The sequence below is a fragment of the Ornithinibacillus jepli genome, assembly GCF_047228935.1.
Lineage (GTDB): Bacteria > Bacillota > Bacilli > Bacillales > Amphibacillaceae > Ornithinibacillus.
The window spans coordinates 642,601-669,542 of sequence record NZ_JBFEGG010000001.1 but is presented as its reverse complement, the minus strand read 5'-3'; the positions used below and the strand labels follow the sequence as shown (position 1 = coordinate 669,542).

Genomic DNA, 26,942 nt, shown 5'->3' with positions numbered 1-26,942 from the left:
ATTCACATTGTAGCTTAAGTTTTTCAATTTGGCAATTAATCTTCATTAAAGTGAGATAAACTCTTCCACGTCTTTCACGCAAAGTGCTAGAGCATCTTCCCAGAAATCCGGTTTTGTTAAGTCTACATTTAAATGCTTCATAGCTAAATCCTCTACATTCATACGCCCAGTATCACGGAGTAACGCAATATAATCATCTTCAAAACTTTTATCACTTTTATTTGCATGAGCATAGATTCCAAGACTAAATAAATAGCCAAATGTATAAGGAAAGTTATAAAACGGTGTTCCAGTAATATGAAAGTGCAATTTTGATGACCAAAAATTAGGATCATACTCGCTTAATGCATCACAATATGCTTCCTTCTGTGCCTCTATCATTAATTCATTTAATCGATTTACCGACACCATTCCATTCTTGCGTTCTTCATAAAATCTGGTTTCAAATAAGAAGCGAGCATGGATATTCATAAAGAAGGCAATACTACGTTGCACCTTATCTTCTAGTAATGCGACTTTTTCCTGATTACTCTTTGCACTTTTTACAGTAGCATCAGCAACAATCATTTCCGCAAAAGTAGATGCAGTTTCGGCTACATTCATCGCATAGCCTTGGTTCAAACCATGAATATCATTCATCACATGTTGATGGTAAGCATGGCCTAATTCATGAGCAAGAGTAGATATGTTTGATGTCGTTCCGGAATATGTCATGAATACACGCGTTTGTTGACTATCTGGGAAACTTGTACAAAACCCGCCTGGCCGTTTCCCAGCACGGTCTTCAGCCTCTATCCACCGTTTTTCAAATGCCATTTGAGCGAAATTTGCCATTTTAGGGCTAAACTTATTGAAATTCTCCACAATAAAATTCGCAGCTTCAGAATAAGGTACTTTTTTAACTGTTTTAGATAAAGGGGCACCTATATCATAGATAGCTAGTTTATCTTTACCAAGAAGTTCTGCCTTCTTATTTAGGTATTTTACAAAATGTTTTTTATTATTGGAAATAGCATTCCACATAACATCTAGGGTTTCTCGTTTCATACGATTTATTTTTAATGGTTCTTTTAAAACATCTTCCCATCCACGATGTTTGTATTTTTGTAAACGGAAGCCAGCTAAATGATTTAATGTCTGCCCAAATAAATCAGCATTGTCTTCCCAAGCTTTACTTATTTGTTTAAATACATACTTACGAAATTCCGGGTCAGGACTACTCATTTTATTCGCTGCCTGTCCAACTGAATAATAAGTAACTTCTCCATCCTCTTCAATTTCTACAGTTATTTTCCCTACAATCACTTCATACATCTGACCCCAAGCATTATATCCATCAACGGATAAATCATTAATCAAAACTTCCTGCTCTCTAGGCAGTAACTCTTTCGCAGCTGTTCTCGTTTCATTTAATATAAAAGCAACTTCTTGTAAAGACTCCAGTTGTAGCATTTCTTGCCACTTTTGTTCAGAAACTGAAGCTAACTTTTGGTTTAAGGTCGTACGAATGCCTCCCATTTTAGCACCTAATTCACTACGTTTTGCTACAAGTAGACTTGCTGAGGTATCTTTTACATTTTGTGCACTTAAACAGCTAATAAATGCAAAAGATTCCCTAAGTTTCTTCATTGTTTTTTCTAGTTTTGTAACAATAGTAGCTAGGTTAGTAGCACTTTCACTATCATCTGGATGAAATGCTTCAACACTAGACATTAAGTCTTGCATTTCATTTAATACGGTTTCCAAATAGGCCTGAAATTCTTTCGACTCACTGCCTCCTGAAAAAATAACATCTAAATCCCAAGTTTTCTCGTATTCCTTAATTCGTTGCATGAAATCTCTCCCCTGAATTTAAATATTTCAACTAATAAATATATTAACAATAAGTTTATCATATTTCACTAGAAATATTTTGGAAATCGAAATATTTTATACTAGAAATAAATTGAGGATATCGAAAGACCTAGGTCTTTCGATATCCTCACATTTTTTATCATTTCGTAATGGTTGCACCAGTACTTGGATGTCCATAAATCTGTACTCGGCCAAAGTCACTTGTTTCAATAATATATACATGTGATTGAGTTGTGCCTAGTATTTTATACTTCAATCCACCAAATTTTGCCGGATTTAAAAAGCCTTTCTCATTACCTTTTACTGGTGATACATTTAATGGATATACACGCCAGGAATTCTCTGATGCTGGTAAATTTAAATATTGAGTGGTCGATTGTGGCGGCCTTGTAGTGGGTACACCAGTATCATCATTATTAATCGTTGCACCTGTACTTGGGTGCGCATAGATTTGTACTCTACCAAAATCACTCGTCTCAATAATATAAACATCTGGCTGTGTACTTCCTAAAATCTCATATGATAATCCAGCGAATTTAGCAGGATTTAAAAAACCAACTTCATTACCCTTCACTGGTGATACACCTAATGGATACACTCTCCAAGATGTTGCACTTGAAGGTAAGTGTAAATGCTTCCCAGTGGAGCGATCTAAATTCCCACTTGGTTGTGAATTACCTCCAGTTTGACTACTATTTCGATTTATCACAGCTCCGGTATTCGGGTGTCCATATATCTGCACTCTACCGAAATCACTAGTTTCAATAATATAAACATGTGCTTGAGGATTACCTAAAATTTTATAGGTAAGACCTCCGAACTTGGCAGGATTTAAGAACCCTTTCTCATTCCCTTTTACTGGGGCAACATTCACCGGATAAACTCTCCACGAATTTTCTGATGCTGGTAAGTGAATATATTGACTAATAGCACCAGAGTTTCCACCATTATTACCAGGTCCGCTTGAGGGTGGGTTTATTGGAACATCTACATGACCTACATTTCCTGATGGACTTCGGTAATGGTAACCTGCATAATCACAAAAAGCTCTTACCACTGCTTCTGCATATTCTAAATGATTGTTCCGTAATTGTTCAATATCATCTCTAGGTGAATCTGCAAAACCATATTCGATAATGTTTGTTATCACATTACCAGTTTCTCGTATTATAAAGTAATAATCTTGACTTGAATTACCAGGTAAAGTCCTAGTAAAGACGCGGCGCACATTCTGCCCTTCTTTCCTCAATTCTTGGGCAATTTTTTCAGCCATTTCTTTACCATCATAAATAGAATGAATAACCTCTGCACCGTCACCGCCACCAGCGTTCAAGTGATTAGAATGACAATATTTTGCTCCACTTTCTCTAACAATTCTCGTTCTTTCATCAGGAGATAACGTTTTATCCGTAGTTCTTGTTATCGCTACAGGTATTCCTAATTCTTTATAGCGATTAAACTGGTACAGAGAAATCTTTAATGCTAAATCTTTTTCTTTCCAATAACGATTAGTTCCACCGCCAGGATCAATACCTCCATGTCCAGGGTCAATGATTAAGATCGGTTTTGCCATTTGTTGTTTTCCTCTCCTTTACTTTAATTAATCCCTTTTCTCGTAAAGTATCCCTCTGCTGTATACCTCTCTTTGTTATATAATTATTTTTAAACCATGTATTTAGTGCACTAATAGTAGTAAATAATAATGCAATAATTTGTTCTAATGTTTCACTATCAATTGGAAGTGGTGATTTACCAAATATAACTAACATTTGATTAATTAAAGCCATAAAAAGGATAGTTGTCCGTATAACAGTACCTTTATCCAATCTATAACACCTCTTTTCCTCTACTTTGTATTATTATTTTCAGTTGTCCTTTATTTCGTAACGGCGAAGCAAATGGAAATCCATTATTCTTTATTAAAATCGATACGAATTGTTAAAAAGAGGCAAAAATACCCAGTATATTTATCTTTAATTAATAATATTTTAATTAAAGTATATTGACTTTAATTGTTTATGTATATATAATTAGTTACGTAAAGTAAGTAAGGGATTAAATATTATTAACGGAGGGGAAAGTTTATGACAAAAGCAGTATGGAATGTTGACAAAAGTCACAGCTCGTTAGAATTCACAGTAAAACACATGATGATTTCAAAGGTAAAGGGGGCTTTTACCGATTTTGAAGCGACAATTGAAGCAGATCCTAATGATTTAACTGACGCTAAAATCGAATTCTCAGTAAACCTTAATAGCATTGACACACGTAATGCAGATCGTGATAATCATTTACGTTCAAATGATTTCTTTGATATTGAAAATCATCCAAAAATGACATTTGTTGCAACAGAGATTAAGAAAACTTCTGATAATGAGTACGATATAACTGGTGATTTATCTATCCGTGGTGTCACAAAGCCTGTAACATTTGAGGTTGAAATGGAAGGCGTTGGTAAGGACCCTTGGGGAAATGATGTTGCTGGATTCAGTGGCTCCACTAAAATTAACAGAAAAGATTTTGGTTTAGTATGGAATGCTGCACTTGAAACAGGTGGTGTACTTGTAGGAGAAGACGTAAAGATTAATATTGAAATTGAAGCACATCAACAAGCTTAATGGTAAAGGATTGTTTCTCATTTTTTTTGAGAAACAATCCTTTATTTAACTCTCACCTCATCCGAAGTATATATACGAATAATCATTTTACCATCTATAGCTTTTGCCCTTATTAGTATCGGATGGCTAAACTCATTTTTAAATCTAAAATCAGGTCCCCACCAACTTACCGTTGCATCCTTTCCAGGTGGTACATATGGAACTTTCCGACTATGGGAGTATCTTTCGACAATTTTAATGCCTTCTAGGTTAACTGCATTAAATAATGTAGAAGATACTTGACATATTCCTCCACCAATATCTTCAGAAAGTTCTCCTCTAACAATTACTGGTGCACGTTGATACCCTTTATTTGCTGTTCGTTTACCAACTACCTTATTAAATGAAAATTCCTCACCTGGAAAGACAACGTAATTATTAATCGCTTCAGCAGCAAGTTGAATATTATGTGCTCGTTCTTTATTACTCATTCGGTAATATGTCAAATAACTTCCAATCTCTTTTGATCGAATATCTGATAGTAATTCACTATCTACTTTTGGATATATCTTCTTTTTTGGAATTTTCATTTCATACGAAACATCACTATAAAAAAACTCATAAAAAAATCTAATAAAGCCTTCACGATCTAATGTATAGCCATGCTTTTCTGGTACTATGGACCAATAATCATCTAAAGTTGCATTTATTGGTGGCTTATAAACTTGTTCTTCTAAACGATCCAATAATATAGATAATTTCTCTAAATCAACGAATATGGTATCTATGTAGCTATACGCAAAATCTTCACGAATGATTGTCTCATTCACATTACCATCAGAAATGACTAGGCTATTTGCAGAAACGTTATTACTTTGAAGTATAAATATAAAAATCCATAATATCAAAACTCTTTTCATTAACCCACCTCCCTCTTATATTATTAGAAAGGAAGAAGAATTTCATGTACAGAAAACAACACTCTCATACAATTTTTGGAAAATAGAAAAGTATAGTTATTCTTCCTTCTGCATAAAAAACTAACGCATTCGCAAAAAAACGAGCGAATGCGAGTTTTTCTAATAAGATACTTTACTTAATTATCTAAAGTCTCTACTATCTTCCATTTTTCTGCTCGCAATGATGTAGCCGATAATCGTAGAAATTCCTATAACTAACCATTTCATAATCTTTTTCATCATACACACCTCATTTAAATTAAAATGGACGAAACTTCCCTTTCTTTAATAAGAGTTTTGGTCCACCGAGTAACAATAAATAGCGGTCATCAACAACTTTTTTCATCGTTGCAGCAGATTTACCAACTAACTTGGTTCCATTCAGTATGGAGCCGATTGCATCCGTCACACCCAAACTTGCAACAGTCCCCTTATCACTAAAAACAAACTCCTCTAATGGTTCATTACGAATTAATGCTCGTATATTATTAGCACATGTACTTGCATGCTGCATTGCTGCTTGAGCTGTCGGTGGATAAGGCCGTTCCTCTACTTTATTCATTACCCAAGCACAGTCCCCGATAATAAAGAGATTTTCAAAACCAGGAACTCGCAAATCTCCGTTAACCGTAACTCTACCTTTAGTAATTTCAAATCCGGATTTTTCTACAACGGAGCTTCCTTTAACACCACCAGTCCATACTATCGTACCAGCTTTAATGAGCTCATTGTTTTCACCGACAATAAAGCCTTCTTCAGTACACTCATTAATTTTGGTACCTTCAATTATTTCTGCCCCTCGTTCTTGTAAAGACTTTTTGGCATAGGCTACTAAATCTTTATCAAAAACTGGTAATATTGTTGGAGCAGCTTCAACATTTATGATTTTTACTTTTCCTCTATCAATATCGTATTTTTTACAAAGCTTAGGTATTTTTTCAACTAACTCGCCGATGAATTCTATTCCTGTAAAACCTCCCCCTCCTACTAAAATAGCTAAGCTGGATTCTTCCGCATTTGGGTCATTATGGTATTTTGCGAATTGATATTCAATATGTTCTCGTATTAACTGACTAGATTCAAAATTCTCAATAAAAAACGCGTGTTCATCCATACCTTGAATACCAAATGTGTTCGATTCATACCCTAAACTGATAACTAAATAATCATAAATTAATTCACTATTTTCGAGTATAACTTTTTGATTTTCCTGATCAATTTCCACAACAGTGTCATAAATTAAACGAACTCGATTAGGACTAATAATATCGCTTATCATAATACGTACTTGATTTGGGTTAATCGTACCAGCAGCTAGTTCATGTAACCAAGTCGTTTGATAATGATAGTTATGTTTATTGACTAATATTATTTCTGCTTCTTCCGGAGATAAATTCTTCATTAACTTTTTAGTTGTCATCATCCCCGCATAACCTGCTCCTAAAACAACAACTTTTGGCTTTGAACTCATATGTATCAACCTCTTCTATAAAATAGTTACTTTCTGTTTAACCAAGAAGTCCCAATTATAGTATTATGTATAAATCAAAAAACATATCCATGTTTCATAACGATATAATTTATTGATTTTTTAGATTGGACTAGCATAAATATGAAAAAGGGAGGGATTTACATGCCACTAGAAAAATTCCAAGGACTTTCGACGGATACTATTAATTTGTTAATGGAAGTCATAAAGAAACAAAAGGAGAAGGAACGATATGAAACTCGCAGAAATACATCACTTATCTGTGCATTAATACTTATGTTAATCTTTTTTGGTATGCTATATCTTACAGATTTTACTACTGTCTCTGATCCATTTACAACGTTTGCAAATATTATTTTAAATCCATTTTATCTCTTGATGATTGGATTAATATCATTATCACTTGTGTACTATAATTTTTTTCAAAAAAAGTTAAAAAAAGAAAAGGATAAATTAACAAAAATACGTTCCGAAGCAATTGATCACTTAAATGACACCAAAAATTTAAACCTCCAGGATAAAACTAGTGCTATTAAGGAAATGATGAAAAAGGAATATGATGTTAATCTATTTGTTAAAAACAAATAACTAAGTTATATCGTGTAAGTAGAAATTTCAAATTAAAAAACAGAGTCCCACCTCTGTTTTTTTATTAATATTCCAATTTTAATGTTTTAGAAGAAATATCCATTATAGTTGTCCCAGGGTAATAAAACCTAATAATTTCTTTATAGGTCCTCCCTTTTTCGCCCATGAAGTGAGCTCCCCATTGACTCATTCCTACACCGTGCCCAAACCCTCTTCCTTTCATTGTATAAACACTATCCTGAAGTTCAAGTGAATCAATTAAATAACTTTTAAAAAGTGTTCCTCCAATCATTGGGCGAATTCGATTTAGATTAACATTTTGTAAACTAACTTGTTCAAATAATATAAGGCCTTCGAGCAACTGTCTCATAAAAGTTATCGTAATAGAACCTGTAACACTTCTCCCAGAAGCGAGCTTATCACCATTAAGTTCAAATTGTGGGATATCCAATATTTTTATCTTTCCTGGATATCCATTTCGATTTAACCAATTTTTTATTGAAATAGAAATCTCTTCGTCTTCCTCTATTGTATTATCCCACCAATTAGGATTCGTAAAATCGATCGTACTATAATCAATTTGATTTTGATGCATAGAAAATTTCCAAGGATGAGTAGGATCGTATGGGTCATCTTTAATAGGAAAGTACTTCATTGCTGTTCCTCCCCATACGTTTGCATTATTCTCTGTTTTTCCACCGTTACTTGCAGAATAGAAGGTTTCAATTAATCGATTATTGAAAGTAATAACCTCTCCCTCTGTCTCTTCAACAGCTTCCGTTGTATTCTTATCCCACTCATAACCACCATATACTTGGTAACTAATCGTATCATTGATTACTTCACCAAGTTTAGATACAGCATAAGTTCTAGCGGCTAGCGTTTGTGCTTTTAGCGTTTCGAGTCCCCATGAGGAAAAAACTTCAAAAGGAACAACACCTTTTAAATAATCTTCTAACGGTAATTGATTTATAGGACGTATATTGTTTTTTTCTTCCATTACAAATTCCAATGCCCCAAGATATGGCCGTTCATTTACATATATGACATGGTTTCTATCATATGTGTTAGGAATAAGAACAAAACTACCATGTAAATTCTGTTTTTTCTTACCCTCCTGCTTTAAATATAACTCTCCCTTTTTCAACTGTAATGTATATTTCACTCCTTCTTCTATGTGTAAGGTTGGATCTAAGCTGAAAAACTCTCCTTTTACTTCAATTGTTAATTCATCTGTATTGCCAATATAGTTCACAAGCTTTACCGTAACCATATGTTCTGCGCTAATGGTTGCTGGTAGTATGATACAAAATATTGTGGTAAACAAAAGAGTAATGTATCGCATATGTATATTTTTACTAACAATTATTGGAATATACATATTAAAATTTTTTGATTGACTAATAATAGGATATTGTGTAATATCTAGATAAGTTCATACGGTTACCTTTAAATCAGTCCTGTGAGACTGGCAAGGTGTTAAGACAGTTCGTCTGTCTATAGATATAGTAGAAATGGTTTATGCCCATTTCTATATTCTTATGCTTATCAAGCACCTTAGCCTTTTCAGGCTAAGGTGCTTTTTTTATCTCTCACCTGGTAACTGTAGAGCTAATTAATTAAGGGAGAGAATATATATGGCAAAATTTGATGAAATTCAAGTAGATCAACGACTACCTTTCTTTCAAAGTCTACCATTAAGCTTTCAGCACTTATTCGCAATGTTTGGATCTACCGTCCTAGTTCCTATTATCTTTGGGGTTAACCCAGCTACTATTTTATTGATGAACGGTATCGGAACATTGATTTATATCTTCATTACGAAAGGGAAAATTCCCGCTTATCTAGGATCTAGCTTTGCATTTTTAGCACCAGTTGGAATTGTCATTGACAAGTTTGGATATAGTTATGCACTTGGTGGCTTCTTAGCAGTAGGTATTATTCTTACATTAGTTGGATTGCTTGTAAAAGTTGCGGGTACAAGATGGATTGATGTATTATTCCCACCTGCAGCGATGGGAGCTATTGTTGCTGTTATAGGATTAGAATTAGTACCGGTTGCAGCAGGTCAAGCTGGTTTAATTGGTGAAAATATTGACTCGGCTGCAATAACTGTTGCATTATTAACATTAGGAATCACAGTGATTGGTTGGGTAACATTCCGAGGCTTCTTTAAGATTATTCCTATACTTATTGGATTTGTAGCTGGATATATTATTGCTTGCTTTTTCGGATTAGTAGATTTCGATCCTGTTAAAGAGGCAGAGTGGATTGCACTACCTGAGTTTTACACGATGCAATTTGACTGGTCCGCAATTTTAATCATAATTCCTGCTGCACTAGTTTTAATTCCAGAACATATTGGTCACTTATTCGTAACATCTAATATAGTGAAGAAGGATTTAGCTAAAGACCCCGGTCTAGATCGTTCATTTATCGGTAATGGTATATCTACTATTCTTTCAAGTTTTGTTGGGTCTACTCCGAACACAACATATGGTGAGAATATTGGCGTATTAGCTATTACTAGAGTATACTCTACTTGGGTAATTGGAGGAGCAGCAGTAATTGCTATCTTACTTTCCTTCATCGGTAAATTATCTGCACTCATTTCTTCCATTCCAGATGCAGTGCTTGGAGGCATTTCCTTGCTATTATTCGGTATTATTGCTGCAAGTGGTATCCGTATGTTAGTTGAGGCAAAAGTGGATTATAGTAAATCCCAAAATCTAATTCTTACTTGTGTAATTTTAGTTATCGGTATCAGTGGAGCAGTAATACAAATTGGTGAAGTTGAACTTAAAGGTATGGGTCTTGCTACAATTATTGGTATTCTACTAAGTATCTTGTTCAAGATATTTGATATTCTAAAGCTATCAAATGAAAAATAATGAAAGAAACCAAAAGCTAGTTTGATAGACTAGCTTTTGGTTTCTTTTACTTTTCAAACTCCATTTTCCAGGAGTAATAATCTTGATTAGGATTTTTTTCGTAGCTCAAGTAAGCATTAAATTTTTTGCCTTGTTTACTAGTTAAGCCTTTAACATAGGCTTTATTATTCGTTAGGATATTTTTCACTAAGGTCTTTGTAGGTTTTTTTCGTAAAGCTGCTAAATATTTATCATTTTTCCAAATAACATACTTACAGCCTTCTTTCCAATTACTACACCCGAATCCCTTCCAGCCTTCCATAATGTTGCCACCACAATTCGGACAAGTACCAAGAATTTCATTGCTAGGTTTTGATTTAGTACTTGTTACCTCATGAATCGTAACCTCTTCATCTGATTTTATTATTTCGACTGATTCCATTGTGAATTTATAAATCGTTTCAAGGAAACTTTTTTTCGGTACTGCACCTTTTTGAATATCTGAAAGTGTCTTTTCTAATCTTCCTGTAAATTCTAAATCGAATAATGATTTAACTGGTAAAGTTTCAACTAGTCTTCTGCCTAGTGGTGTACTTACAAGATTCTTACCTTGTGAAGAAATATAGCCAACATCCTTTAATTTCTTAATTGTTTCTGCTCTAGTTGCAGGTGTACCAATACTAAATCCAGTTAAAATACTTCCCAACATTTCTTCATTATCCTCTTCAACATTTTTACCACACGTTTCCATGACTCGTAATAACGTTTTTTCAGTATGAGGTTTTGGAGGTTTCGTAACATGATCAGTAACTTCTGACTCAGTAACCTCAACGATTTCCTCTCTCTCTACTAATGGAAGCAATTTATCTTTAGAATTAACGTTCTCTACCTTTTTCCATCCTTCTTCTAGCTGCACTTTTCCTTTTGATTCAAAAAAGCCTTTTAGCTCAACATCTTGAATCTTTGTAATGAGCCTTGTCTCCTCATATTCTGCTACAGGCATAAATTGCATAATAAAACGGTTTTTAATAGCTGTATAGACTATTTGCTCGTCCGCAGTTAACCGCTTTGGTTTCATGTAAGTGGGAATAACCGCGCTATGACTTTCCACCTTTGCATTATTGAACACCCGTTTTGTTTTCATAAATTTAATTTCATCTTTGTAAGGTAAATCTTCAGCTAATGTTTTAAGTACTCTAGCCGTTTTCCCAACTAAACTTTCTTCTAGTGCCGTACTAGATGTTCTCGGATATGTAATAAATTTCTTTTCGTATAGAGACTGTGCTACTTTTAAAACTTTATCAGAAGTCCATCCCTTATATTTACTCGTGACATATCCTTGCAAGTTGGATAGATTAAATAGAAAAGGTGGAAACTCTTTTTTCTTTTCTACTTTTTTGTCCGTAACAATTGCTACTTTATGTTCCATTTCTTCTTTGATATTTTGAAGTGTTACTTTTTGTTTAAACTTATCTCCTGATTCTTCAACATATGTACCTTCATACAACTCATTATTTTTTGTTTTAAACGTTGTAACCAATTTAAAGTAATCCTCAGGAATGAAATTTTCAATTTCCTTATCACGGTCATAAATGATCCTTAACGTAGGGAGTAAAACACGGCCAATGTTAAGAGCTTTTCCTTTCCCTTTCTGGTATTTCAATGTAGCAACAGAAGTTAAGTTAATCCCGATTAACCAATCCGCCCACTGTCTACTAACACCGGCGTCTTGTAATGGACGTAATTCTTCATTAGATTTTAATGATTCAAGACCACGTAGAACTTCATCTTTCGTCCATTCATTTAATAGTAATCGATAAACGGGTTTATTCAGTTTGGCACGATAAATAATACTATCACCAATCAGTTGACCTTCCCGATCGTAGTCACATGCGGAAATAATTTCGGTAACGTCCGATCTTTTCATCAAACTATGTATAATCGTTAACTGTTTTTTAGCTCCTTGGTCTGCCCACTGTCTATTTTTCGGATTACTTTTTACTTTGTACTCAAATTTACTAGGAATGAACGGGAAATTTTCCATCTTCCATCTAGCCATTTTACTATCATAGTCTTTCGCATCGTACAATTGAAGCAAATGACCAAATGCCCATGTAATAATATACTCATTCCCTTCAAAATAACCATCTTTCTTAGCCTTAATTCTTAGAGCATCAGCTATGTTTTTTGCTACAGAGGGTTTTTCAGCGAGTATTAATTTCATAACGTACACCATCTTTCATTTTGAAGAATTTTTAGAGGAAAAAACGGGTTTATAATGAGGCTTAAAAAATGTGAGTGAATCTATTATACTACAAACAAGGTGAAGTTCACAGGGGATTTAACACATTGAACATACACTTTGTTAAATGATAAATGCTATACTTAATATAATATTAATGAAAATAGGACGGTGACTCCATGATAGCCAAAGTAGAAAAGCATAACGACGAATTTATTGCTACATTCGAACGCCACATAAACCATCCAAAAGTAAACGTCTGGGAAATGCTTACTCAAAATGACCGATTATCTTTATGGTTTGATGAATTACGGGTTGCAGAACTAAAAAAAGGTGGCTACCTTACCTTTAATATGGGAGATGGCAGCTTTGAAAGAATGGATATTATTGATTTTGAGGAGCAATCAATAATTGAGTTCACTTGGGATGATAATCTCGTTCGATTTGAATTAATAGAGGAATCGGGTGGATGCAATTTAGTTCTTATTGAAAGAATAAATGAAATTACAGAGCAAACGATGAAAGATTTGGCTGGTTGGCATGTTTGTTTAGATGTCATCATATCAATTTTAGATGGTGAAAAGATAGAAGACCGGATGGAAGATTGGAAAGTTTGGTATGAAAAATATAGAGAGCTTCTACTCCCACTAAGCTAGCTAAAGAAAGCAAAACAATTAAGAAAAAATTGTTTTGCTTTCTTTTATTATAAATTCCACTAATCGATCAATAATTTCAGGTCCTTCCTCTTCATCAAGAAGATTGTTCAACATAATAGAAAAGATTAATTCCTCCCCTTCATCTGTGGTTAAATAGCCTGATAACGTACTAACTCCCATTATTGTTCCTGTTTTTGCATGGACATTTAAACCAAACATTCTTTCATGTAGTGTTCCACCAATCATTCGGTCGGCTTCACCAGCAACTGGCAGAGAACGATAAAAACTATCAAACCACTTTTTCTCTTGAATTCGGAATAGGAAATCTGATATTACATTCGGGGGTATCAACGTAACATGTGAAATACCTGACCCATCCCGAATGACTAACTTACTTGTGTCTACACCTAACTTTTCCAAAGTCTTATTTAATACCTCTAATCCACTATCCCAGCTTCCAATACCATTCTTTATTTTTCCTAATTCTTTTACAATGATTTCACCATGACCATTATTACTTAATTTCATAAAAGGCACACTTAATTCAGCAAGTGACATAGATTTTCTAACAAATAATTGAGTGGCATCCTTTGGTGTTTTCCCAGTTTTTACTTCTCCGGAATAACTAATTCCATTTTTCTTTAAAGATCTGCAAAAAATTTCTAATGCATATTCTGTTGGCTCCCAAACAGCTACCCATTCATTAATACTAGCAGAATATTTTGGAATAGTTCCCTCTACGACAACAATGTTACTACCATGTTCTCTAGTTACCATAATATCTGCTTCTTCTTCCTCATGATTTGTTTCTAATGTGGTAGCATTATTTAAAACTTTTATGTATTTCGTCTTTGGAGTAAGCACAATTTCTGGTGTATCTCCTTCGCTTTTTCCTGGAGATATGGTAAGCATTACTGTACCAGAATCATAATCCTCATTTGGGGAAGCCGTTAATGCAGAAACTTGAGCCCCATAGTAATAATGCTCATCGTTCCAATTAAGGTCCTGCGACAACCGAATAGAATCATACCAAGTATCGTCACCTATAATATTTCCACTTATTTCTTGAATTCCTTTTTCTTTGATTATTATGGCTAATTGCTCAAAATCTTTATCTAGTAAAGTTGGATCACCTTTTCCTTTTATATACAAGTTCCCTTCTAATCGTTGTCCAACTATATCTCCATCTATCCAAAGTTCAGTAGGAAAGGCATACTCCTCCCCTAAAACTTCCAATCCTACCGCACAAGTAAATATTTTCATATTAGAAGCTGGGTGAAGACGGGTATTTCCTAAATGCTCATATAATATTTGTCCAGTTTTTCTCGAGCGAATACTTACCCCTATTAATGCACCTTCTAGCTTAGGCTCAAGATTAATTAACTCTTCAATTCTTTTCCAATGAACATTCATTTACTTTACCCCTCTTTCTTTATAAACATAGTTTAATTTATAAATCTTCTTTTTTTCACCCTAATTTCAGGAAAATTTTCCTTAAAAACTTCAAAATCCAGGAACATTTTATGTATTTTCTAACTTTGTTGAATATTATTACTATTGTATAGTATTTTATCTTTTTTTTAATTATAATGGAAGTCGTAGAGGTGAAAAAAATGGGAAATGATTTAGGACAAGCAATTAAAATCAATCGTTTAAGAGCAAATATGACGCAAGCAGATTTAGCTAATGGAATTATTTCGGTATCCTACTTGTCTAAGATTGAGAATGGTACCGCTGAACCACCGGATGAGATTATTGAACTTTTGGGGGAAAAGCTCAAAATTAATATGTTAGATTCAGACGAACATATTACCGACCAAACCATTATTAGATGGTTTCATCATTTATTACATTCTAAATTAGATGAATCAATCAGACTATACAACCGTATTAAAAATAATTTATCAAGTGCTATTGATAAGCAACTCCTGTCATTAATAGAAATACATAAACTATGTTACTATAGCTTAATTCAAGACTTAGATGAAGCTGAAAAGCAAATCGCTTCACTACAAAAAAGCTCTAAGAAATTTAGTGACATTCAAAAATATTATTTTTATAAATTTATTGGTAACTACCACTATAGGAAATTATCTTATAAGAAGGCATTGGAATCCTATCAAGAAGCGGAAAAACTTAATAAGGCAGAGTTATTTCATAAAATGGAAGAAATACATGATCTCTATTACTTGATTGCCAATGTAGCAAGTAAAAGTAGACAAACTCATTTATCATTACTATATTCACTTCGAGCACTGGATTATTACCAACCAAATTATAAACTAAAAAAATGTGCTGAATGTCAGATTATATTGGGGATATCGTATCAACGGCTACGCGAATTTGAAAAAGCAAAAGCCAGCTATTACCATGCTATCGACATAGTAGAAAAGATAGATAATAGTTTATTATTAAAATTATGTTATCAAAACATTGGGTCCATGTTTTCGGATTGGAAACAACCTACTGATGCTATTAATTATTATCTTAAAAGCTATGAGCTTAGAAAATATGACTCTGATACTATGAAGATAATACCTATTTCTAGTTTAATGAAAGAATATTATAACTTAGGTGACATTTCAAATTCAAAAGTCTGGTTAGATTTAGGTTTAAATTTAATTAAATCACTTAATCCACTTGATTCAACTTATGTATACGAGTTTACCGTATATAAGCACTTAATTAATGGAATCGATGATACTTTTGAAGATTTAATGACAAAAGAAGTTATACCCTTTGTAGAAGAAAAAGAACTAATATTTGAAAAAGTATTTTACACTAAAATACTTGCAAAGTTCTACAAAGATAACAGGAAATATAAGCTATCTAGCCATTATTATGAGAAAGCTTATAAAACAATAGCTGAGATAACTTGTCTTGAAAGGAGGTGAAAATGAATGAAGAAATCCATTTTTACATTCTTTTTAGTTACATTCCTACTTGTATCTGGTAGTTTTCTAGCTACAGCAAGTAATGCCTCTTTCATAGGGCAAACTAACTTTTTTGCTAACGATGAAGAGCCTGAGCCATTTCCAACTACTGTTAAACCATAAGTAGAAATGTACTAAATGTGTAATTTTCCTTGTCATCTCCAGGAAGTAGGAATGCGCAAGGAGTGTTTTACTCCATTATATTCCCTCGTTTTTAAACTTCTTAATAGTGTACTCTTTCCGTAAGAATGGCAAGGAAAATATTCACATTTGATGTGAATCGCTTAATTCGGTCAATTTTATCCCTACATAAATTGTTCTTCTACAGGTAACATAAAAGTGCTTTTACCTACTGTTAAAAACCACCAGCATTTGACTCTTCTGAATGCTCTCTACTCGATATACGTTCTCACTCCAACGTATTAATACAACAAAACTTATCGCTGTTGCCCATCCTATTAATGGAAAATATAGAAAATGATCAACTATATTACCAAGTTTGCCAAAATCTAGGTTCATAGTTGTATTGAGTTAAGAACTGAACGGTATTATTTCCTGTTGGGATGTACTTCCAATAGCCTCTTCCTTCTTTAATAATCGATAATTTCTGCTCTGTTCCAAAACGCAGTGATGAAGTCCTAGATCCATCTTCTGTAAGATTTCCTTCTCCCTGAGATACACTCTTTTTTCAGTTTAATCGTAAAAGTAAGAGGTATAGGACTTCCCCTACACCTCTTTTTTATTCAATAGTTTCTTCTTTTTCTTTAATAAATCTTGAAATTCCTTTTCTAACTCTGATTCAGGATTTATACTTAACCTACTTAAAACATCGGTCAACTTTGTTTCAATAACCATTAAGTCTTGTTCACTTTCATCAATTGTTTTAGGCTGAAAATTAATATAGGCATTGTAATTACCTTCAAACAACTTCATATGATGATTTTTAATGGCTATGATTTTATTTGCAACTTGTTCTATAAACCGTCTATCATGTGAAACAAAAATAATCGTACCTTTATATTCTTTTAATAAAGATTCCAGTGCTTCTACTGCTGTAATATCTAAGAAATTAGTTGGTTCATCTAAAACAATGGTGTTAATGTCGCTAAGAAAAATTTTTGCGAATGCAACTTTTACTCGCTCTCCCCCACTTAATACTTCTACCTTTTTATAAACGTCATCTTGAAAGAAATGCAGTCTTGCTAGTACAGTACGAATTAATGATACATCTTGAGAAGAGGATATCGTGATGTTTTCTAAAATGGTTTTTTCCGTATTTAAAATATCTAAGTTCTGACTAAAATAGCCTATTTTTACGGACGGCGATATTTCAATACCTTTCTCTTTTACCATCAATTTTTTAACAAATGTTGTCTTTCCAACTCCATTACTCCCAATCATTGCCACCTTGTCTCCTGCATGAATCTGAAAGGTTGCTTTATTCCATAATAACCTTGTTCCTATTCTCCCTTCCAATTCTTCCACACGAATAATTGCTCGTTTTCCAAGTAACTCTTCATGAACGATATCCATGTTTAATGGCTGCTCTTCTTTCACTTTTTCAACTTTTTCCAGCTTATCAATTCTAGTTTTGATTGCATTGGCTGTTTTTTCTAGCTTCTTTTGCTTTTTAGCAAAGTATGGGCCACTACCCATTTGATTTGCATCAGAGTCACTTTTCTTATTAGGATTTTTCGTAGCTCTGCTTGCCTTTTTCTTTTTTAATTCATATGCTTGCTCTAACTGTCGCTTCTTTTGTATATATTGAAGATATTCTTCTTGTTGTCTTTGAATCTCGGCATCTTTTTGTTCACGGTAGACAGAATAATTTCCTTTGTAGCAATTGACCTTACCACCATCCACTTCCCATATCTTATTACAAAGTGCGTCTAGAAACGCTCTGTCATGTGAAACTATTACTACCGCACCTATCCAACGTTTTAAATGCTGTTCTAGCTTTTCAATATGTTCTTTATCTAGATTAGTAGTTGGTTCATCGGCAAATAAAATTTGTGGTTTCTTAGCTAATACTTCATTGATATATTCTTGAGTGAGTTCTCCCCCACTTTTCGTTGTGTTAATAAGCTTTAATTGTGGTAGTAACTCTATACTTGCTTCAGATTGCACCGTCCCTAGATAATCTTGCTCCTTACCAGTCAATACATTAACTAAAGTCGTTTTACCGCTTCCATTTTTCCCAACTACCCCTATAAAGTCACCTTTTTGTATTTTTAAATTCTCTACATTTAAAATCTCTTTACCGTCCACTTCATAGATAATATCTTGTGCTTCTAATAAAAGCATGATCTCACCCCATTTTCTAACTAAAAAAAGCCCCCTATCCACAATTGAATAGGAAGCTTAATCCATACAAAATAAACTAATAAATGTTTACGAAACATTTATCGGGTTTACTAAGCAGAGTCTAATCCTATTCAACGTGTGAATGAATTGCATGCTAAAAAGAGGGCTATTCCCAATATTTTTAACGTACAACTATTCAACTCACCGTTTTAAAATAGGATTAATTTAACATCTGCTTAAAATAACACCCTTTCCGAATTTTCTTAAATAATACTATAAATCAATTACTTTAACCTGTCAAATAAAGAAATAGGTTAATCAAAAGGTATTTAAGGCAAAATAAAAACCTAATATTGTCCCTTACCTTGTTCCGAACTTTGCTTAGCTTTTCACTTAATCTATAGCTTAAATTGTCTTACTAAACCACTTAATTCTTCAGCTAGTTTTGCTAAGTCTTCAGAGCTTTTTGCCATTTCTTCCATGGAACTGCTAGTTTGCTGAGAAGATGCAGATGTTTGTTCAATACCTGCTGCGGATTCTTCTGAAATAGCTGCAATCTCCTCTATAGAAGCATTCATTTCTTGTGTTGTTCCAGTTATCTCCATAAGGTTTCCTTTAACTACTTTAATTCTATTTACCATATCCATTATCGATTGATTGATATCATTAAAGGTTTCCTTCGTATCAATTATTTGTTTTGTTCCTTGTTGTACTTCTTCATATCCAAATTCTAATGATTCAGTAACTTCACGTGTTTCCATTTGAATCTTTTTAACGATATTTGTAATATCGGTTACAGACAATGCTACTTGCTCAGACAATCTTCTTACCTCATCCGCAACTACTGCGAATCCTTTGCCGTGTTCACCTGCTCGTGCAGCTTCTATGGCGGCATTTAATGCTAATAAATTGGTTTGATCTGCAATATCACGAATTACAGAAACCAACTGACTAATCGCCTTAGAGTTCTCATCTAGTCCACGAACCTTATTTACTGCATCTTTAACAATTCCGTCAATGCGATTCATCTGATCTCCAGATGCTTGCATTAACTCATTTCCTCGACTAGTTAAATCTAATACAGATTCTGAAGATTTCTCTATCAGTTCACCATTTTCGTTTGCTTCTTTAACCCGATGAGTGAACTGATGCATAGTATGGGTTAAGTTACTTGCTCCATCTGCTTGTTTTTCAGACCCCACTGCTAATTCTTGCATCGTTGTTGCCACTTGCTCAGACCCTGCTCTAACTTCTCCGGCAGACTGCATCAGTTCTTCACTTTGCGCCGTGACAGTATAGGAAACCGTTGAGACTTGACTAATCACTTCTCTTAAATATGTACTCATTTTGCTCATAGAGGAAGCTAATTGTCCTATTTCATCCCTACCATTATAATCAATCGCAGAAGCAGTGAGATCCCCTTCTGATATTCTGTTACTTATATGGACAACTTTTTTAAGGACTCTTGAGATAGCAAGGCTAGTGAAAACAACTAACCCAATTCCAATTAAAATTGTAACGGCTACGATAATTAGCTGTGTGACAAAGGTTTGCTGCTGGCTTTTAATTGTATTATTAATTGCTTGTTCTCTTTCTGTATCTAATGTAACAACTAACTCATCTAATAATCCGACTGTTTCATTTCTTATTTCATTAATTTGGGGAAGAAATGATTCTGCCACATCCATATTTCCATTATTAATTGCAGATACAATATAGTTTGTAAACATACGGTACATTTCTTGATTCAAAGAGGTTACCTCTTGATAAATTTCTTCTTGTTCTTTTGAATCTAAGTTAATTCGTACTTTACTTGCCAATTCATTATATTGTACTTGGTTCTCCTTAAAGGATTCTACTAGACTTGGATCCGGCTCTTGATAGTAAGAGACGATATATATGCTCATATTCCGGGTTAATGATCCCATTTCAGAAATATTCATAGCAATATCACTTTTTGATTCTAATGCTTCAATATCTTTCCCCATACCATTGATAGAGTTTAATACAAATACTGACGACCCAACAAAAAGTAAGATTACAACGGCAAACGTTAAGCCATACTTCCAACCAATCTTTATATCCCGATGACTAATTTTTTTGAGTTTAAATCTCTTTCGCATTTTTTATCCCCCATGTTAATATCAATTACAAAACTATTCTCCTTGAATAGTAAACTAGTTCAATATCTATAAAAACATCTTTTCTATTTATCAATCATAAGCTATGAATCGCCAAAATTCAACAAATCTCGGTCGTATCTTTCAAATATTAACACAACTTTTACTTATAGATAATTTCAAACATAATTGACTTACTTTTTGGTGATTAGTATGATGTTCTTAATATTTATGCAGTTCTTAAGTTTGACTATTTTTAAAGTCTAGTTATTTAGGGGGATCCACCATGAGGAGAATTTATACAAATGGCAATTTTTATACCTTCAATCCAATTAAGCCACATGTTCAAGCAGTGGTTGTTGAGAACGGTAGATTTATTGATATGGGAGAAGAGCACCAAATGTTACTTCAATGGAATACTGGTGCTTGTGAAGTGATTAATCTTTATGGTAAAACGGTGACTCCTGGTTTAGTAGACAGCCATCTTCATTTATCACTTATTGCTGAGCAATTTATCCATTTAGACCTCACAGGAGTATCATCGAAGACTGAAATGCTAGATAAGATTCGCGCAAAAGCAAGCAATTTAAAACCAAATGAGTGGTTACTCGGTGGTGGATGGGATGAAAACTTGTTTACAAGCGGATTTATCCCTACATTGGAAGAGCTTGATTCTGTTGCTCCTTACAACCCGCTGTTTTTAAATAGAATCTGTACACATGCGGCTGTTGCAAATAGTAAAGCCTTTGAAATAAGTAACTATCATTCTACTATGTCCATACCTGAGGGCGGTTCTATTGTTTTAGATGAATATACTAAAAAACCAACCGGATTAATCTTAGAATCCGCTTCGGAAATTTTTAAACGAAACATCCCTCAAAAAACTTATGAAGAACTTCTTCAAGCAATGCGAAAGGCTGTTCAGTTTGCCCTGGAAAAAGGTCTAACAAGTGTTCATTCGAATGATCCACTTTTTCTAGGTGGTTTACAGCAAACTTACCAGATTTATGATGCTTTGTTAAATGAAGAAGAGCTTGGTCTACGTACAAATCTTTTAATTAATCATGATTTTCTTGATGATTTAAAAAATGCTGGTATGTATACTGGCTATGGAAATGAAACACTTCAAATTGGTGCTGTTAAAATATTCGCTGATGGCGCTTTCGGGCGCAGAACAGCATTATTGTCTGAACCTTATCATGATGCTCCAGAGCATTATGGAGAGGCAATGCTTGATAAAGAAGCATTGACAGATATCGTAAGAAGAACACGTGAATTATCCATGCCTATCGCAGTGCATACCATCGGTGATAAAGCACTAGAGAATGTTCTAGATGTGTTAGATCTCTTTCCTGCTGTCAGCCATCGTGACAGACTTATTCACGTGCAAGTCCTTAACCAACAATTGATAAATCGGCTAGTAAACCCAAGCCGTATTGCTGATATACAGCCTAGATTTGTAGTAAGTGACTTCCCTTGGGTAATGGAGAGACTTGGAACGAATCGTTCAGAAAAATCTTATGCATGGAAAACATTAATGAATCACGGGGTAATTTGTGCTGGTGGTTCTGACTCTCCGGTTGAACCCGTCAATCCATTACTTGGCATTCATGCGGCTGTCACTCGTAAGTTACCTGGCGAATCCCATGAAGGCTGGAATCCAAACGAAAAGCTTTCTATGGTGGATGCTTTTCGATTATTTACAGAATTAACCGCCTATGCAACTAATGAGGAAACGATAAAAGGAACGATATCTAGAGGAAAATTAGCCGATATGACCGTCTTGTCTCAGAATCCTTTTAAAATGCAAGACCCAGATGCATTATTGGAAACAGAAATTGAAATGACCGTAATCGGTGGAGTAATTAAATACGAAAAGTCTAATCAAATGACTCCTTCTAAATAAAAAAAGCCAGTTAAACTAGTATGAACAGCATCTCCAAAACTATTGGAGATGCTGTTCAAAGTTTGACTGGCCCTACTATTTTATTCCATCTTAACGCTACGGTTAATCTACAGCATTCTGTATTCCCAACCATTGATACAAACTCTAACCGTAAACCATCTGGGTTAACGTGAACATCTACATCTGATGTTATCCCAATCGATTTTATTAATCGTTTCACCTCATCCATATTAGATTCTTGTGCAGCGGTCATTACCTGTTTATCGAACCCCTTTGATGATGCAAATCGATCCAAAACAACACTTGCCTCTTTCATTAGTTTCTTTGTTTCATTAGCAGAATCATATAATAAATCAGGATCCACTTCTGGAAATTGACGGTAAGCCAAAAATTGTGGTTGTGGTGGATAAAAGTAGATCGGATAGCAATAATACATCCTTTTCCCCCCTTAATTGTCCATACAACACTATATGCTTTTTAGGAAAATGAGGAAATTGTCTAATATTAAACTTAATAGATGAATAAATTTCCATTGATAATCTAGAGCGACCAACATATAATATAGGAACAAATGTTCTTATTGAAAGGTGTAGGTACAATGGATTATTCTACTTTTCCACGTCACAATGTGTTATGTATTGATATGCGATCCTTTTATGCTAGCGTTGAAGCAATTAAATTAGGACATGATCCAATGGAAACGATGCTTGCTGTTGTAGGAGATCCGAATAGATCTGGAAGTATTGTTCTTGCCGCTTCACCTGCTTTGAAAGAAAAATATGGGATTAGTAATGTTAGCCGCTTTTTTGAGTTACCAAATGATCCTGCAATTCATATAGTCCCAGCCCATATGGCCGATTACCTTCAAGTTTCTGTAGAAATTACTAGGCTAATTAACCAATACACCCCAAAGGAAGCAATCCACCAATATTCGGTTGATGAAGTATGGGTAACACTAGATGGGTTAGAAAAATTATTCGGTGACCCTTGGAAAATTGCTAATCAAATTAAAGAAGACATTCTCGATAGCTTCGGTATTACTTGTTCAATCGGCATTGGGGATAATAAATTTTTAGCAAAGGTCGTGATGGATTTACATGCTAAAAAAGTTGGGATAGCAGAGTGTCGGTATGAAGATGTCGAGGAAAAGCTTTGGCCACATCCCGTAGAAAAAATATGGGGGATTGGTAGCAGAATGAAACGAAATCTTAATCGTATGGGCATTATCACCCTTGGACAGCTTGCAAGATTTGACTTAGATCGTCTAAAAAAACGGTTTGGTATAATGGGGGAACAGCTTTATTGGCATGCTTGGGGGATTGATTTAAGTCCAGTATTCGGGGATTTCGTTAAACATGAACAAAAAGGCTTTGGTCATGGTATCGCTCTTTTACGAGATTATACAAAAAATGAGGTTGGGGTTTGTATTTTAGACCTTTGTGAAGAGGTTTGTCGCAGAGCTAGAACCGCTGGTAAGACCGGGAAAACGATCCACCTTGGAATTGCCTACTCCAAAGAAACGGGTGGTGGATTCTCACGTTCTAGATCAATCCCGATTCCTACTAATGTCACAATGGATATGTATCATATTTGCATGCAACTTTTCCATGAGTTTTATGATGGATATAGTAATATTCGCCACGTCTATGTGACACTAGATAATTTATATGATAAAGCAGAAACTCAATTAAATTTATTTGAGGATCGATCTAAAAAAAATGACATTGGCTATTGTATGGATGCCATTCGCGAAAAATATGGTACAACCGCCATCCTTCGCGCTAGTAGCTTTACTGATGCTGGTGTGACATTAGACCGCAGTAAAAAAATCGGCGGACATTATGCTTAAAAGAAGAGCGAAACAGAGAAACTGTTTCGCTCTTTAAATTTCTATCAACGCACCAATTGCTCCAGCATGAGTACCTTTATCAAGAAAGACAGGCTCATAATTCATCATGTCACGAAAACGGTTTAAAACATCCTTTAATACAGGATTATTCGTGACAGTTCCACCGATAAATACTATTTGACTAGTTTTCTTTCTAGTGGCAACTTGACTAGCTAATAATAAAATAGTCTCCCCAATCAATTGCATGACACTAGCGAGGTGATCATGTTCTGTTGCATCCGAATACAAATGAGCTTTTCCTAAATTAGCTGCGGTTAAATCTCCATCAATAGGTGGCTCTTCTGGGTAATAGATGTCACGCACTAATAAATCACTATTCCGAGAATCACCTTTTGACGACATTTGAGTAAAGGTTTGAAAATCCTTTTTTCGGGTAATTAAATAACCTAAACCCATCAATGTTCCACCACCAATACCACTACCCAAAACACGTTCAAACGAATTTGCGGTAACATGAAAAATAGATGTCCCCGTTCCAATATTAACTAATATAAACTCTTTATTTACTATACCTTTTTCTTTTAACAAATATTTAGTTCCTGTTGTAACCGATTGAAATTCATCAATCAAATGGCAGTTATTAGAGGAAAGTTTATTTAACGCACGCGCCTTACCACCGGTTACATATAGCTCAGCATTAGGAGACAAGAATGACAACCACTTAACAACATTATCCATTTCTTGATTAGAAAAGGTTTTCGTATGTATTTTTCCTTGTTCAAAATAAGCAAGCTTAACTAAAGATCCTCCAGCATCAATACCAATTTTATCAATTAACATAGTTTACCCTCCCATATATCAAACTAAATGAATAGAGCTAAATAGAAAAGTGTGTAAATCATTGATGGAATTAATGAACTTGAGCATATTAACTATATATTAAGAAGTAATAAACAGGAAGGAATGTCTGTATGAATAATAAACTGATTGACTGGCCAACTTTTATTGGGGCATTAGTTATTTTACTAGCTGTTTCCCTACCATTAATATTCTTTCCAGAGGCTGGGTCAAACGTTATAAATGCTGTAAATAATTTTATTACAGGAAATTTTGGTGTACTATTTTTAGCACTTGGCTTATTCGCACTATTGTTTATATTATATATCGCATTTAGTAAATATGGAAAAATTAAATTAGGAAAACGTGGAACAGAGAAGGAATTTGGTACCTTTTCTTGGGCAGCGATGCTCTTTTCAGCTGGAATAGGTTCGAGTATTTTATATTGGGGAATGATTGAATGGGCCTATTATTATCAAGGTCCACCTTTTGGTGTCGGGCCCAAAACCAAAGAAGCTATTGAATTAGCTGCAACCTATGGAATTTTTCACTGGGGACCGATAGCATGGGCAATATATACCCTCCCAGCATTACCTATTGCTTATTTCTATTATGTTAGAAAAAGCCCAGTATTAAAAATTAGTTCTGCCACTAAGCCTGTTATTGGAAAGCTTGCAGATGGTCCTTTAGGTATAGTCATTGATGTCCTATTTATCTTTGGATTGTTAGGTGGTGCTGGTACGACCCTTGCCTTAGGGACTCCAATGATTGCTGAAGGAATAAGTGATATTACAGGGATTCAAGTTACTCTATTTTTACAAGCATGTATTATGCTTGTATGCACGTTGATTTTTGCGATAAGTTCTTATTCTGGACTAAATAGAGGAATTAAGATTTTGAGTGATATTAATTTGTGGTTAGCTATTTTCATCCTTTTGTTTATCTTCATTTTCGGCCCAACAGTATTTATTAGTGAGTCAACCTTTACAAGCTTAGGCGTTCTCATGGACAATTTCTTTCATATGGCGACTTGGCTAGAACCATTAGCCGCATTTGATGCCTATCCTGAAACAAGATTTCCAGAATCATGGACCGTGTTTTATTGGGCGTGGTGGGTAGTTTACGCACCATTTATTGGCCTATTTGTAGCACGTATCTCTTATGGAAGAACTATTAAAGAAATGATTCTCGGAACAATTGCTTATGGAACACTAGGCTGTATTATGTTCTTTGGTATTTTGGGCAACTTCGGTCTATATTTACAGCTTTCTGGTTCATTTGATGTTATAGGATATATGAATGAATTTGGAGCACCTGCTGCAATCATTGCCATCTTAAATCAGTTACCGATTTCTGGATTGATCGTGATTATTTTTACCATTTTAGCCATTGTATTTCTCTCTACTACCTTTGACTCAGCTTCATATATTTTAGCTGCAGTAGTACAAAAACACGTACCTGGTGGGGAAGCACTTAGGTGGAATCGCTTATTCTGGGCGTTCACACTTTTATTACTTCCACTTGTATTAATGTTCATTGGTGATTTAGAAGCACTACAAACGGCTAGCATAGTAGCAGGTTTTCCAGTCATGTTTATTATGGTACTACTGGCAATATCCTTTGTTAAAGCTGCCGGAGCAGATTTACGGGCATCAAAAGAATACCGCTCCCCTACCATTTATATAGATCGTAGAAATATAAATAAATCTGAAGATACTAAAAAAAGTTAGAGAGAGCT

21 protein-coding genes are annotated in these 26,942 nt (G+C 34.4%); 9 read left to right on the top strand and 12 right to left on the bottom strand.

All coding sequences use genetic code 11. The features are described from left to right. Positions 1-45: 45 nt before the first annotated feature. The 3 genes from AB1K81_RS03495 to AB1K81_RS03485 form a co-directional block, all read right to left on the bottom strand. Positions 46-1,833 (bottom strand): M3 family oligoendopeptidase, encoded by a 1,788-nt coding sequence (locus AB1K81_RS03495; RefSeq protein ID WP_412975262.1) that lies wholly within the window; start codon positions 1,831-1,833, stop codon positions 46-48. Between the two features lie 160 nt (positions 1,834-1,993). Next, positions 1,994-3,427, bottom strand: a complete 1,434-nt coding sequence (locus AB1K81_RS03490) for an N-acetylmuramoyl-L-alanine amidase family protein (protein ID WP_412975261.1) — start codon at positions 3,425-3,427, stop codon at positions 1,994-1,996. Beyond that, the gene (locus tag AB1K81_RS03485) at positions 3,402-3,680 is read right to left on the bottom strand and encodes a phage holin (RefSeq protein WP_412975260.1); all 279 of its coding nucleotides are present in this window, start codon (positions 3,678-3,680) and stop codon (positions 3,402-3,404) included. The genes AB1K81_RS03490 and AB1K81_RS03485 overlap by 26 nt, the downstream gene beginning before the upstream one ends. 258 nt (positions 3,681-3,938) lie before the next feature. Between AB1K81_RS03485 and AB1K81_RS03480 the strand changes: the two genes are divergently transcribed. Next, a complete protein-coding gene (locus AB1K81_RS03480; RefSeq protein WP_412975259.1) occupies positions 3,939-4,472 on the top strand; it encodes a YceI family protein in 534 nt (177 codons plus the stop codon). Positions 4,473-4,513: 41 nt separating this feature from the next. Here the strand turns inward: AB1K81_RS03480 and AB1K81_RS03475 are convergent, their stop codons facing one another. Then, entirely contained in the window at positions 4,514-5,371 is an 858-nt protein-coding gene (locus AB1K81_RS03475; RefSeq protein WP_412975258.1) for a VanW family protein, read from the bottom strand. A gap of 298 nt (positions 5,372-5,669) precedes the next feature. Further along, positions 5,670-6,881, bottom strand: coding sequence for an NAD(P)/FAD-dependent oxidoreductase (locus AB1K81_RS03470; RefSeq protein WP_412975257.1), 1,212 nt, complete (start codon positions 6,879-6,881; stop codon positions 5,670-5,672). Between the two features lie 162 nt (positions 6,882-7,043). On the opposite strand from AB1K81_RS03470, the gene AB1K81_RS03465 reads away from it, so the two are divergent. Then, entirely contained in the window at positions 7,044-7,487 is a 444-nt protein-coding gene (locus AB1K81_RS03465; protein ID WP_412975256.1) for a DUF2663 family protein, read from the top strand. Between the two features lie 64 nt (positions 7,488-7,551). On the opposite strand, the gene AB1K81_RS03460 is transcribed toward AB1K81_RS03465, so the two are convergent. Beyond that, positions 7,552-8,832: a SpoIID/LytB domain-containing protein gene (locus tag AB1K81_RS03460; protein ID WP_412975255.1), complete on the bottom strand. Its 1,281-nt coding sequence runs from the start codon at positions 8,830-8,832 to the stop codon at positions 7,552-7,554. Positions 8,833-9,124: 292 nt separating this feature from the next. On the opposite strand from AB1K81_RS03460, the gene uraA reads away from it, so the two are divergent. After that, positions 9,125-10,378, top strand: a complete 1,254-nt coding sequence (gene uraA / locus AB1K81_RS03455; protein WP_412975254.1) for a uracil permease — start codon at positions 9,125-9,127, stop codon at positions 10,376-10,378. 46 nt (positions 10,379-10,424) lie between these two features. Here uraA and AB1K81_RS03450 read toward each other — a convergent pair whose 3' ends face one another. Next, positions 10,425-12,581 (bottom strand): type IA DNA topoisomerase, encoded by a 2,157-nt coding sequence (locus AB1K81_RS03450; RefSeq protein ID WP_412975253.1) that lies wholly within the window; start codon positions 12,579-12,581, stop codon positions 10,425-10,427. Between the two features lie 197 nt (positions 12,582-12,778). On the opposite strand from AB1K81_RS03450, the gene AB1K81_RS03445 reads away from it, so the two are divergent. Beyond that, complete coding sequence (locus AB1K81_RS03445; protein ID WP_412975252.1) at positions 12,779-13,255, top strand: SRPBCC family protein; 477 nt, start codon at positions 12,779-12,781, stop codon at positions 13,253-13,255. Between the two features lie 18 nt (positions 13,256-13,273). On the opposite strand, the gene dacB is transcribed toward AB1K81_RS03445, so the two are convergent. Continuing rightward, positions 13,274-14,668, bottom strand: a complete 1,395-nt coding sequence (gene dacB, locus AB1K81_RS03440; RefSeq protein WP_412975251.1) for a D-alanyl-D-alanine carboxypeptidase/D-alanyl-D-alanine endopeptidase — start codon at positions 14,666-14,668, stop codon at positions 13,274-13,276. A gap of 200 nt (positions 14,669-14,868) precedes the next feature. On the opposite strand from dacB, the gene AB1K81_RS03435 reads away from it, so the two are divergent. Further along, on the top strand, positions 14,869-16,149 hold the full coding sequence (locus tag AB1K81_RS03435) for a helix-turn-helix domain-containing protein (protein ID WP_412975250.1): 1,281 nt from the start codon (positions 14,869-14,871) through the stop codon (positions 16,147-16,149). 6 nt (positions 16,150-16,155) lie between these two features. Continuing rightward, positions 16,156-16,311, top strand: a complete 156-nt coding sequence (locus tag AB1K81_RS03430) for a hypothetical protein (RefSeq protein ID WP_412975249.1) — start codon at positions 16,156-16,158, stop codon at positions 16,309-16,311. Positions 16,312-16,914: 603 nt separating this feature from the next. Here the strand turns inward: AB1K81_RS03430 and abc-f are convergent. Both abc-f and AB1K81_RS03420 read right to left on the bottom strand, forming a co-directional pair. Then, positions 16,915-18,492 carry a ribosomal protection-like ABC-F family protein gene (gene abc-f, locus AB1K81_RS03425; RefSeq protein ID WP_412975248.1) on the bottom strand — a complete coding sequence of 526 codons (1,578 nt, stop codon included), beginning with the start codon at positions 18,490-18,492 and terminating at the stop codon, positions 16,915-16,917. Positions 18,493-18,890: 398 nt separating this feature from the next. Continuing rightward, entirely contained in the window at positions 18,891-20,615 is a 1,725-nt protein-coding gene (locus AB1K81_RS03420; RefSeq protein ID WP_412975247.1) for a methyl-accepting chemotaxis protein, read from the bottom strand. A 283-nt stretch (positions 20,616-20,898) separates the two neighbouring features. On the opposite strand from AB1K81_RS03420, the gene AB1K81_RS03415 reads away from it, so the two are divergent. After that, positions 20,899-22,518 carry an amidohydrolase gene (locus AB1K81_RS03415; RefSeq protein ID WP_412975246.1) on the top strand — a complete coding sequence of 540 codons (1,620 nt, stop codon included), beginning with the start codon at positions 20,899-20,901 and terminating at the stop codon, positions 22,516-22,518. 55 nt (positions 22,519-22,573) lie between these two features. Here the strand turns inward: AB1K81_RS03415 and AB1K81_RS03410 are convergent, their stop codons facing one another. After that, a complete protein-coding gene (locus AB1K81_RS03410; protein ID WP_412975245.1) occupies positions 22,574-22,954 on the bottom strand; it encodes a YuzC family spore coat inner layer protein in 381 nt (126 codons plus the stop codon). 162 nt (positions 22,955-23,116) lie between these two features. On the opposite strand from AB1K81_RS03410, the gene AB1K81_RS03405 reads away from it, so the two are divergent. After that, positions 23,117-24,367: a DNA polymerase IV gene (locus AB1K81_RS03405; protein ID WP_412975244.1), complete on the top strand. Its 1,251-nt coding sequence runs from the start codon at positions 23,117-23,119 to the stop codon at positions 24,365-24,367. 33 nt (positions 24,368-24,400) lie between these two features. Here AB1K81_RS03405 and coaW read toward each other — a convergent pair whose 3' ends face one another. Further along, positions 24,401-25,207, bottom strand: a complete 807-nt coding sequence (gene coaW / locus AB1K81_RS03400; RefSeq protein WP_412975243.1) for a type II pantothenate kinase — start codon at positions 25,205-25,207, stop codon at positions 24,401-24,403. Between the two features lie 131 nt (positions 25,208-25,338). Between coaW and AB1K81_RS03395 the strand changes: the two genes are divergently transcribed. After that, on the top strand, positions 25,339-26,934 hold the full coding sequence (locus AB1K81_RS03395; protein ID WP_412975242.1) for a BCCT family transporter: 1,596 nt from the start codon (positions 25,339-25,341) through the stop codon (positions 26,932-26,934). The last annotated feature ends 8 nt before the right edge of the window (positions 26,935-26,942 follow it).